The sequence below is a fragment of the Falsiroseomonas sp. RANM36 genome (genome assembly GCF_056682175.1).
The window spans coordinates 1063726-1074229 of the sequence record NZ_JBWXTD010000003.1; the positions used below are offsets into that span (position 1 = coordinate 1063726).

A 10504-nucleotide genomic window follows, 5' to 3' on the forward strand; every position below is an offset into this window, starting at 1 on the left:
GTCGGAACACTCCCGCAGTCGGTCGCCATCCTCTGGCACCGCCGCCGCGGGCTGGAAAGGGGGACGGTCGGCATTGACCCGGCGCGGCCGGCGCGGTCACTTCGCCGTCATGCGCACCCTCACGGGCAAATCCCGCCTGGCCGGCATCCTCGGCTGGCCCGTCTCCCATTCCCGCTCGCCGCGGCTGCACGGCTTCTGGCTGGCCCGCTACGGCGTGGACGGGGCCTATGTGCCGCTGCCGGTCCGGCCCGAGCTTTTCCCGAGTGCCGTGCGCAGCCTCCGCGACCTTGGATTCGCCGGCGCCAACGTCACCATCCCGCACAAGGAAGCCGCCTTCGCGCTGTGCGACGAGGTTTCGGAGGTCGCCCGCCGCGCCGGGTCGGTGAACACGCTGGTCTTCCGGGAGGAGCGCATCCACGGCACCAGCACGGACGGCTTCGGCTTCCTGGAAAGCGTGCGGGAGCAGGCGCCGGGCTGGCGCGCCGCCGACGGGCCGGCCGTGATCCTCGGCGCCGGCGGGGCGGTGCGGGCGGTGGCGGCGGCGCTGCTCGATGCGGGCTGCCCGCGCCTGACCCTGGTGAACCGCACCCCCGCCCGCGCCGAGGCCATCGCGCGCGACCTGTCCGGCCCGGTGGAGGTCGCCGCCACGCCGCCGCTGGAGGGCGCCGCGCTGCTGGCCAACGGCACCTCCCTCGGCATGACGGGCGAGCCGCCGCTGGAGATCGACCTCTCCCCCCTCCCGCAGGGCGCGGTGGTGGCGGACATGGTCTATGTGCCGCTGGAAACGCCCGTGCTGGCCCAGGCGCGGGCGCGCGGGCTGCGCGCCGTGGATGGTCTGGGCATGCTGCTGCACCAGGCGCGGCCGGGCTTCGAGGCCTGGTTCGGCGTGGTGCCGCAGGTGGATGCGGAGTTGCGGGACTACGTGTTCGACGATCTCCGATGATCGTCTTGGGTCTCACCGGCAGCATCGGCATGGGCAAGTCCACGGCCGCGAACACCTTCCGGCGCCTGCGCATCCCGGTCTTCGACGCGGACGCCGCCGTCCACCAGCTGCAGGGCAGGGGCGGCGCCGCGGTGCGGCCGATCGAGGCCGCCTTCCCCGGCACGACAAAGGATGGGCGCGTGGATCGGGAGGCGCTGCGCGCCCGGGTGCTGGGCGACCCGGCGGCGCTGACGCGGTTGGAGCGGATCGTGCATCCGCTCGTGCGCAAGGCCGAGCTTGCCTTCCTTGCCGCCGCGCGCCGGCGCGGCGAGCCGGTGGCCGTTCTGGACATCCCGCTGCTGCTGGAAACCGGCGGGCGGCGGCATGTGGACCAGGTGATCGTCGTCTCCGCCCCCGCCGCCGTGCAGCGCGTCCGCGTGCTGGCGCGACGCGGCATGACGGAGGAGCGGCTGAAGGCCATCCTCGCCCGCCAGATGCCCGACGCGCTGAAGCGCAGGAAGGCCGACCACATCGTCCGAACCGGCTTGTCGCGCCACGCCGCCCAGCGGCATATCCGCCGCATCGTGCGGGAGCTTCGCCGCCTCCCTCTCCTGCGAAGCGGGGGAGGGCCGGGGTGGGGGCAGGATACGCGCTGACCAGGAACACCCATGCGCCAAGTCGTGCTCGACACCGAAACCACCGGCCTCGAACCCACCGCCGGCGACCGCGTCATCGAGGTCGCGGCGATCGAGCTCTACAACTTCATGCCGACCGGCCAGGTCTTCCACGTGCTGATCGACCCCGAGCGCGACATCCCCGAGGAAGCCACCCGCGTCCACGGCTTCACCGCGGAGATGCTGCGCGGCAAGCCGATCTTCGCCGGCATCGCGCATGAGCTGATCGCCTTCCTGCGGGATTCCGAGATCATCGCGCACAACGCGCCCTTCGATTTCGGCTTCCTCGACGCCGAGTTCACGCGCTGCGGCCACCCGAGGCTCGACCGGGCCCGCATGGTGGACAGCCTGGAGATCGCCAAGCGCCGCTATCCCGGCATGCCGAACAGCCTGGACGCGCTGTGCCGGCGGCTCGGCGTGGATAACTCGATGCGGACCAGCCACAACGCGCTGCTGGACGTGAAGCTGCTGGCCGAGGTTTTCCTGCAGCTCATGGGGGGCAAGCAGCCGGGGCTGGACCTGGCCGCCACGCCCACCCGCCGCGCCGGCCCCGACCTGATCCTGGAAGACGCCGCGCCCCCCGCCCGCACGCCCCGCCCCATCGTCCCGACCGAGGCGGAGCTCGCCACCCACCTGGCCTTCGTGGAGAAGAAGCTGAAGGAGCCGCTGTGGCTGCAGCCGCCCTTCGCCCCGGCCGCGCCCGAGCCGGGCTGACCGGGCCCTCCCCGAAGGCGCGCAAAACCCCTAACTAGGGCGGATGCCCAACACCCGCCCCAACGGGACGCCGCGCGTCGCGCTCTTCGTCACCTGCCTGGTGGACCTCTACCGCCCGACCGTCGGCTTCGCCGCGATGCGGCTGCTGGAGGAGGCCGGCTGCCAGGTGGAGGTGCCGGAGACGCAGACCTGCTGCGGCCAGCCCGCCTACAATTCCGGCGACCGCATGACGGCGAAGGACCTGGCGCGCAACGTCATCGACGCCTTCCTGCCCTTCGACTACGTCGTCGCGCCCTCCGGCTCCTGCGCGGGGATGATCAGCCACCACTACCCCGCGCTCTTCGCCGAGGACGACCCGCAATACCGCGGCAAGGCGGAGGCGCTGGGCGCGAAGACCTTCGAGCTGGTGTCCTTCCTGACGGATGTGCTCGGCGTGGAGGGCGTGAAGGCGCGCTATGACGGCGTCGTCGCCTACCATGATTCCTGCTCGGGCCTGCGCGAGCTCGGCGTGCGGGAACAGCCCCGAAAACTGCTCGGCACGGTAGAGGGGCTGGCGCTCAAGGAGCTGGCGGATCGCGACGTGTGCTGCGGCTTCGGCGGCACCTTCTGCGTGAAGTATCCCGACATCTCGACGCGCATGGTCTCCGACAAGGTGCGCAACATCCGCGAGACGGGGGCGGACACGCTGCTGGCCGGCGACCTGGGCTGCCTGCTGAACATGGCGGGGCGGCTGAAGCGCGAAGGCGCGCCGGTGAAGGTGCGCCATGTGGCGGAGGTGCTGGCCGACATGACGGAAGCGACCGCGCCGATCGGCGAGACGAAGGCCTGAAGGGGAAGCGCGACGATGGTCCAGGTCACTTCCCCCGCCTTCAAGCAGAACGCCGCCCGCGCGCTCGCCGATCCCGGGCTGCAGAAGGCGCTCGGCAAGGCGAAGGGCGCCTTCCTGCAGCGGCGCGCCGACGCGGTGGAGCGCCTGCCGGAATTCGAGCGGCTGCGCGAGATCGGGCGCGACATCAAGAACCACACGCTGGCCAATCTCGATTTCTATCTCGAAACCTTCGCGGCGAATGTCGAGCGCGCGGGCGGCACGGTGCATTGGTGCGCGACGGCCGAGGATGCGCGCAACGCGGTGCTGGAGATCTGCCGCAAGGCCGGCGCGAAGACGGTCACCAAGGGCAAGTCCATGATCTCGGAGGAGATGGCGCTCAACGACCATCTCGAGGCGCATGGGATCGTGCCGGTCGAGACCGATCTCGGCGAGTACATCATCCAGCTCCGCCAGGAACACCCGAGCCACATCATCGCCCCCGCCTTCCATCTGAACCGGGAGGATTGGGAGGCGGATTTCCGCCGCATGCACACCGACCTGCCGGCGGACCGCGTGTTCAACGAGCGCCGCGACATCCTGGCGGAAGCCCGCACCAAGCTGCGCCAGAAGTTTCTGGCCGCCGATGTCGGCATCACCGGCGCGAACTTCCTGATCGCGGAGACGGGCAGCAGCGTCATCGTCACCAATGAGGGCAATGGCGACCTGACGCAGACGCTGCCGCGCGTGCACATCGCGCTTGCCAGCATCGAGAAGGTGGTGCCGACGCTGGAAGATGCGACGAGCCTGTTGCGGCTGCTGGCGCGCAGCGCGACGGGCCAGGATTTTTCGGTCTACACCACCTTCTCCACCGGCGTGCGGCGCCAGGGCGACCTGGACGGGCCGGAGGAATACCACGTCATCCTGCTGGACAACGGACGGTCCAACATGGTCGGCACGGAGTTCCAGGAGATGCTGCGCTGCATCCGCTGCGCGGCCTGCATGAACCACTGCCCGGTCTATGGCGTGACCGGCGGGCATGCCTATGGCTGGGTCTATCCGGGGCCGATGGGCAGCGTGCTGACGCCGACGCTGGTCGGCGTGGACAAGGCGGGGCACCTGCCCAATGCCAGCACCTTCTGTGGCCGCTGCGAGAGCGTCTGTCCGGTGAAGATCCCGCTGCCCAAGCTGATGCGCCACTGGCGCGAGCGCGAATTCGAGCGGCACCTGACGCCGGCGACGGCGCGCAGCAACCTTGCGCTCTGGGCATGGTTCGCGAAACGGCCGGCGATGTACCGCCTGGCGACGCGCGGCGCGATCGGCGCGCTCTCGCTGCTCGCGCGCGGCAAGGGTGCGTTCAAGGCGATGCCGCTCGCCGGCGGCTGGACCAAGGGGCGCGACCTGCCGGCGCCGGAACCCGGCGGCACCTTCATGGCGCGCTACGCCAAGGCGCAGCGGACGAGGCGCTGAGCGATGAGCAAGGACGCCATCCTCGGCGCGATCCGCCGCGGCCTGAAGCGCGGCCCGCTTCCCGCCGACCAGGCCGCGATGCTGGAAGGGCGCCTCGCGAGCCATCCGCGCCACCTGATTCCGGCGCGCTCGCGCATCCCGCGGGCGGAACAGATCGCGCTGTTCGTCCGCAACGTCGAGAAGGAATTCGGCACGGTCGAGCGCATCCCCGACCTTGCCGCCGTGCCCGCCGCGATCACCGACTACCTCGCGGCCCAGAACCTGCCCGCGCGCATCGTCATGGCGCCGCATCCCGAGCTGGAAGGCATAGACTGGTCCATCCGCCCGATGCTCGAGCGCGAGGCGCGCCGTGCGCGGGATGGCGACCAGGTCTCGCTGCAACATGCCTGGGCCGGCGTGGCGGAGACGGGCACGCTGTTCTTCCCCTCCGACCCCGTGCGGCCGGCCACGCTCAACCTGCTGCCGGACACCGAGATCGTGCTGCTGCGCGCCAGCGCGATCGTCGGCGCCTATGAGGAAGCCTGGGACCGCCTGCGCGCGGAGCGGAAGGACCCGCTCACGGGCGGGTGGATGCCGCGCAACCTGATGCTGGTGACAGGCCCAAGCCGCTCCGCCGACATCGAGCAGACGCTAGAGCTCGGCGCGCATGGCCCGCGCCGGCTGCATGTGCTGCTCGTCGAGGACGAGCCGGCCGCGCAGCCGGGCGCGACCGCCGAGCCGGGCGCCTGAGGCACGGCGCGGCCTTGCCATGCGCCACATCCGCCGCACAGGGCTGAGCCGGGCGGACCTCGCCCTCTGGCACGCCTTCACGGCGGACATCGTGCCGCTGTTCGGCCATGCCCGGCCCGAGGCGCCCGACATCCCGCAGCCCCCCGCGCCGCCCGCCACGGCCGCGGCGCTGCCCCACCCCCCGGGCCCGCGCCCGCCGCCGGCGCCGCCGCCCGAGATCCGGGTGAACGAGCAGCCCGGCGGCCTCGACCACAGGCGCTGGCGCAAGCTGCGCCGCGGCGACGCGCCGAGCGAGCGCACGCTCGACCTGCACGGGCGGCGCGTGAACGATGCGCATGCCGCGTTGCGCGCCTTCCTGCATGACGCGTCGCTCGATGGCGTGCGCACCGTCACGATCATCACCGGCAAGGGGCCGCAGCCGGATGGCGGCATCCTCAAGCGCGAATTGCCCCATTGGCTGAACGCGCCGGACCTGCGCCCGCTGGTGCTCGGCGCGGCGCATCCGCATCCGACCAACACCGGCGCGGTGAACATCCTGCTGCGTCGCCGGCACCGGGCCAAATGACCCGTCCCAACCCCGGCCGCCCGGGGCGGCCCGCGCCACGACCGACCACGCCACCCGGCGCCCCATGTCTGCGGCGCGGAAGGCGTCACGCCGAAGGCGTGCCTGCGGCACGACGCCGCGGATGCGGCCGCCCGCCGCTCGAGGGCACTGATAAATGACCCCGTTCGGCGCGCGCCTCCGCCATCTGCGCCGCAGCCGCGGGATCACGCTGAAGCAGCTCGCGCAGCATCTCCAGGTGTCCTCCGCCTATCTCTCGGCGCTGGAGCACGGCCATCGCGGCCGGCCATCCGCGGGCCTGGTCCACCAGGTGAACGAGTTCTTCGGGCTGATCTGGGACGAGGCGGAGGACCTGGCGGACCTCGCGCGCATCTCCCATCCGAAGGTCAGCGTGGACACCGCCGGCCTGTCGCCGGAGGCCACCGCGCTGGCGAACCGGCTGGCGGAATCCATCCGCCGGCTCAGCCCGCAGACCGTCGCGGCGATGCATGCCCTGCTCGACAGCGAGGCGCCGCCGGAAAAGCCGCGGCTGCGCCGGGCGGCCGGGCGGTAGCGCGCCGCGCTTGCCTCGCGTCGCGCAACGCGCGAGCCTGCGGCCGGACCGCGCCACACCCGCCCCGTGGCGGCCGAGCCGTCGCGTGCAGGAGAGCCGGAACGATGAGGACGCCCACCACACGCCGTGCCCTGCTGGCGGCCGTCGCGCCGATGCCCCTGCTGCCGGCCTGCGGCGCGCCGGACCGGGCGCCGCGCAACATCGCCCTGCCGCCGCCCGCGCCGGCGGACCTGGCGGCGTCCGAGCCGGCGCCGATGCCCTCCGAGGCCGCCTCGGACTTCGCCGCGGCGCGGCGTGCCGGCCTCTCTCCCGCGGCAAGCGGGCCCGACGCGATGCCCGGCTTCGGGACCAGCCAGCGCATCGGCACCGACATGACCACGGCGCCCCTGCCCACCGAGCCGATCCGCCGCCCGCGCTGACCCGCCGCGGCGCGCGGCGCGTGGCGGTTGCGCCGGCAGGACGGATTCATCGTTTCGTCGCGTGCCCTTCATTGCGCCGAAGCCGAAGCGGCGCTTAATCGCCGCATGGAGGCTGCCGCCCGCCTGACCACCCCCGAAGCGCTTCGGCCGCCGCGTCTGCGGCGCCGGCGGATCATCCGCTTCTCGGAGTCCGACCCGGATTCGGTCTGGGGCGACGTGCTCGGCTTCCGTCCGCTCGGCGGGCGGGTCCGGGCGGCACGGCGGCTGGTCACCATCGTGCTGTGGACGCTGCTGGCGGTGCCGATCCAGGCCGTCCTGCTCATCCTGCCCGGACAGGCCGATCGCCGCTTCGCGCGCATCTACTTCCGCACCCTCGCCTGGATGATGGGCCTGCGCATCCAGGTGGTGGGGGAGCACGCGGCCGGGGGGTCGGTGCTGTTCGTGTCCAACCATTCCTCCTGGCTGGATGTCGTGGCGCTCGGCGCCGCGCTCGATGCCAGCTTCGTCGCCAAGCGGGAGGTCGGCGAGTGGCCGGTGGTGCGCACCATCGCCCGGCTGGGCCGCACCGTCTTCGTGAGCCGCACGCGCAGCGGCACCAAGGGCGAGGCCGGGCTGATCCGCGAGAGGCTGGCCGGCGGCGACAACATCATCCTGTTCCCCGAGGGCACGACCAGCGACGGCGGGCGGGTGCTGCCCTTCCGCAGCGCCTTCCTGTCGGTGGCGGACAGCGCGCGCACGGTGCAGCCGGTGGCGGTGGTGTATGACCGGCTGGGCGGGCTGCCGGCCTGCCGGCGCGATCGGCCGACCTTCGCCTGGTACGGCGACATGGACCTCGGCTCGCATTTCTGGCGGCTGGCGCGGCGGGCGAAGAGCCGGGCGACCATCGTGCTCCACGCGCCGCTCGACCCGAAGGACTGGCCGGACCGCAAGGCGCTGACCGCGGCCTGCGCCGAGGTGGTGGCGGAAAGCTGCGCCACGCTGCGGCAGAACCGGCCGGTGGCGCCGCTGACACCCGCCGCGGCGCCGCTTCCGAAGCTTCGCGCTTGACCCGACGCGGGCCGGCCGCGCAGGTTTGTTGCGTGGTCATCCGAAGCAGGCCGGCGCGGCCGATGCCAAGCGCTTGACCGGGGCGACGCCGCTGCGCATGTCCCCGCCTTTCCCCTGCCGGATCGCCGGCGGGGCGGCGGAGTTTTCCTTCCGATGACGAGCCCGGCCCGCGTGCCCCAGAAGCGTCTCTTCGTGAAGACCTGGGGCTGCCAGATGAATGTCTATGACAGCGCCCGCATGGCGGATGTGCTGGCGCCCCTCGGCTATGCCCCGACCGAGACGCCGGAGGACGCCGACATGGTGATCCTCAACACCTGCCACATCCGCGAGAAGGCGAGCGAGAAGCTTTTTTCGGAGCTTGGCCGGCTGCGCTCGGCCAAGGAGGCTCGCGCCGCCGAGGGCGGGCGGATGGTGCTGGCCGTCGCGGGCTGCGTCGCCCAGGCCGAGGGGGCCGAGATCACCGCCCGCGCCCCCTTCGTGGACATCGTGCTGGGCCCGCAGAGCTACCACCGCCTGCCCGAGATGGTCGCCCGGGCCAGCCGCGCCGCCGGCGCGGTGATCGAGACGGAATTCCCGACGGAAGAGAAGTTCGACCACCTGCCGGAGGTCTCGGCACCGCAGGGCCCCATCGCCTTCCTCACCATCCAGGAAGGCTGCGACAAGTTTTGTTCCTTTTGCGTCGTCCCGTACACGCGCGGGTCCGAGTATTCGCGGCCGGCGGCGGCGGTGATCGCAGAAGCCAAGCGTCTGGTGGCGCAGGGTGCGCGGGAGATCGCGCTGCTCGGGCAGAACGTGAACGCCTGGCACGGCGAGGGGCCCGAAGGCGCCACCTGGAGCCTCGGGCGGCTGCTGCGCGCCCTGGCCGAGATCGAGGGCCTCGGCCGGCTGCGCTACACCACCAGCCACCCGCGCGACATGGATGACGACCTGATCGCGGCGCATGGCGAGATTCCGGCGCTGATGCCCTTCCTGCACCTGCCGGTGCAATCCGGCTCCGACCGCGTGCTGAAGCTGATGAACCGCGGCCACGCCGCCGCGGATTTCCTGCGCATCGTGGACCGGCTGCGCGCGGCGCGGCCGGACATCGCCCTCTCCTCCGACTTCATCGCCGGCCACCCGGGGGAGACGGAGGAGGACCACCGGGCGACGCTCCGCCTGATCGAGCAGGTCGGCTTCGCCCAGGCCTTCTCCTTCAAGTATTCGTCGCGGCCTGGAACGCCTGCCTCCGCCGCCCCACTTCACGTTTCGGAAGCCGAGAAGGACCGACGACTGCAGGAGATCCAGGCGCTGCTGCGGGACCAGCAGGTTGCATTCAACCGCTCCCGCTTCGGCATGCGCATCGCGGTGCTCTTCACTGGCCCGGGGCGGCATCCCGGGCAGGTGGCAGGCCGTTCGCCCTGGCTCCAGCCGGTGCATGCCGAAGGCGGCCCCGAGCTCGCCGGCCGCATCATCCCCTGCGAGATCGTCGCGACCCACCCCAATTCCCTCGCCGCCCGGATTGTCGGCGGGACGCTTCCCGGAGATCCCCCGAGCCAGGAGAAAGCCGCCGCTTGAGCACCACCGCTGCCGACTCCGCGCTCCGCGCGGGGGGCGTCGCGTTCCGCCCCGCCGACGCCCGCGCCCCGCGCGCCGGCCAGGCCGATCTCGCCGCCAGCCGGTCCGTCACGCTCGAATTCGACGACAACCAGCTGCTGCCGCTGCTCTACGGGGAGCATGACCGCAACCTGGCGCGCATCGAGATGCGGCTGGGGGTCCGATTGGCCAGCCGGGGCAACCGGCTGACCATCACCGGGGCACCGGAGCGGACCGAGGTGGCGGAAGCGGCGCTGGCCGATCTCTGGCGGCGATTGCAGAAGGGCGAACAGGTGGGCACCGCCGAGGTCGAGGCCGCGATGCGCATGGCGGAAGGCGTGCAGGAAGCCGATCCCCGCCTGCCGCTGCAGGACATCCCCGCGATCCGCACCCGCAAGGGCGCGATCGCGCCCCGCAGCCCGGCCCAGGCCGCCTACATGGAGATGTTGTCCCGAGCGGAGATGGTCTTCGGCATCGGGCCGGCGGGCACCGGCAAGACCTATCTGGCGGTTGCGCAAGGCGTCGCGCTGCTGCAGGCCGGGCGGGTGGACCGCATCGTGCTCTCCCGCCCCGCCGTCGAGGCCGGGGAGCGGCTCGGCTTCCTGCCGGGCGACATGAAGGAGAAGGTGGATCCCTATCTCCGCCCGCTGTACGACGCGCTGCACGACATGATGCCGGCCGAGCAGGTGAAGCGCCGCATGGAAGCCGGCGAGATCGAGGTCGCGCCGCTGGCCTTCATGCGCGGCCGGACGCTGGCGCATTGCTACGCCATCCTCGACGAGGCGCAGAACACCACCCCGGCGCAGATGAAGATGTTCCTCACCCGCATGGGCGATGGCAGCCGCATGGTCGTCACCGGCGACCCGACCCAGGTGGACCTGCCGCCCGGCCAGGCCTCCGGCCTGCATGAGGCGCTGCGCATCCTCGATGGGGTCGAGGGCATCGCGGTAGCGAGATTTGCCGAGCGGGATGTGGTAAGGCACCCCCTGGTCGGCCGCATCGTCGCGGCCTATGGGCGCGCCGACGCCGCCGCCTCC

Annotated in this window: 12 protein-coding genes; all 12 read left to right on the forward strand. The window is 72.3% G+C overall.

The genetic code is table 11. The features are described 5' to 3' along the window. Nucleotides 1-109: 109 nt before the first annotated feature. Entirely contained in the window at nucleotides 110-943 is an 834-nt protein-coding gene (locus tag AC1MIR_RS09895) for a shikimate dehydrogenase (protein ID WP_480028001.1), read from the forward strand. Then, nucleotides 940-1578 (forward strand): dephospho-CoA kinase, encoded by a 639-nt coding sequence (gene coaE / locus AC1MIR_RS09900; RefSeq protein WP_480028002.1) that lies wholly within the window; start codon nucleotides 940-942, stop codon nucleotides 1576-1578. Before AC1MIR_RS09895 ends, coaE begins: the two co-directional genes overlap by 4 nt. Nucleotides 1579-1590: 12 nt before the next feature. After that, nucleotides 1591-2310: a DNA polymerase III subunit epsilon gene (gene dnaQ, locus AC1MIR_RS09905; RefSeq protein ID WP_480028003.1), complete on the forward strand. Its 720-nt coding sequence runs from the start codon at nucleotides 1591-1593 to the stop codon at nucleotides 2308-2310. 43 nt (nucleotides 2311-2353) lie between these two features. Continuing rightward, nucleotides 2354-3139 (forward strand): (Fe-S)-binding protein, encoded by a 786-nt coding sequence (locus tag AC1MIR_RS09910; RefSeq protein WP_480028004.1) that lies wholly within the window; start codon nucleotides 2354-2356, stop codon nucleotides 3137-3139. A gap of 15 nt (nucleotides 3140-3154) precedes the next feature. Continuing rightward, a complete protein-coding gene (locus AC1MIR_RS09915) occupies nucleotides 3155-4585 on the forward strand; it encodes a LutB/LldF family L-lactate oxidation iron-sulfur protein (protein WP_480028005.1) in 1431 nt (476 codons plus the stop codon). A gap of 3 nt (nucleotides 4586-4588) precedes the next feature. Next, complete coding sequence (locus AC1MIR_RS09920; RefSeq protein WP_480028006.1) at nucleotides 4589-5314, forward strand: LutC/YkgG family protein; 726 nt, start codon at nucleotides 4589-4591, stop codon at nucleotides 5312-5314. Between the two features lie 19 nt (nucleotides 5315-5333). Next, nucleotides 5334-5879 (forward strand): Smr/MutS family protein, encoded by a 546-nt coding sequence (locus AC1MIR_RS09925; protein ID WP_480028007.1) that lies wholly within the window; start codon nucleotides 5334-5336, stop codon nucleotides 5877-5879. A gap of 154 nt (nucleotides 5880-6033) precedes the next feature. Continuing rightward, entirely contained in the window at nucleotides 6034-6429 is a 396-nt protein-coding gene (locus AC1MIR_RS09930) for a helix-turn-helix domain-containing protein (protein ID WP_480028008.1), read from the forward strand. Between the two features lie 104 nt (nucleotides 6430-6533). Next, nucleotides 6534-6848 (forward strand): hypothetical protein, encoded by a 315-nt coding sequence (locus tag AC1MIR_RS09935; protein WP_480028009.1) that lies wholly within the window; start codon nucleotides 6534-6536, stop codon nucleotides 6846-6848. Nucleotides 6849-6953: 105 nt separating this feature from the next. Next, nucleotides 6954-7895: a lysophospholipid acyltransferase family protein gene (locus tag AC1MIR_RS09940; RefSeq protein ID WP_480028010.1), complete on the forward strand. Its 942-nt coding sequence runs from the start codon at nucleotides 6954-6956 to the stop codon at nucleotides 7893-7895. Nucleotides 7896-8048: 153 nt separating this feature from the next. After that, entirely contained in the window at nucleotides 8049-9449 is a 1401-nt protein-coding gene (miaB, locus tag AC1MIR_RS09945) for a tRNA (N6-isopentenyl adenosine(37)-C2)-methylthiotransferase MiaB (RefSeq protein WP_480028011.1), read from the forward strand. Nucleotides 9450-9583: 134 nt separating this feature from the next. Beyond that, nucleotides 9584-10504, forward strand: a 921-nt coding sequence (locus AC1MIR_RS09950; RefSeq protein WP_480028736.1) for a PhoH family protein, incomplete at its 3' end; no start/stop codon positions are given.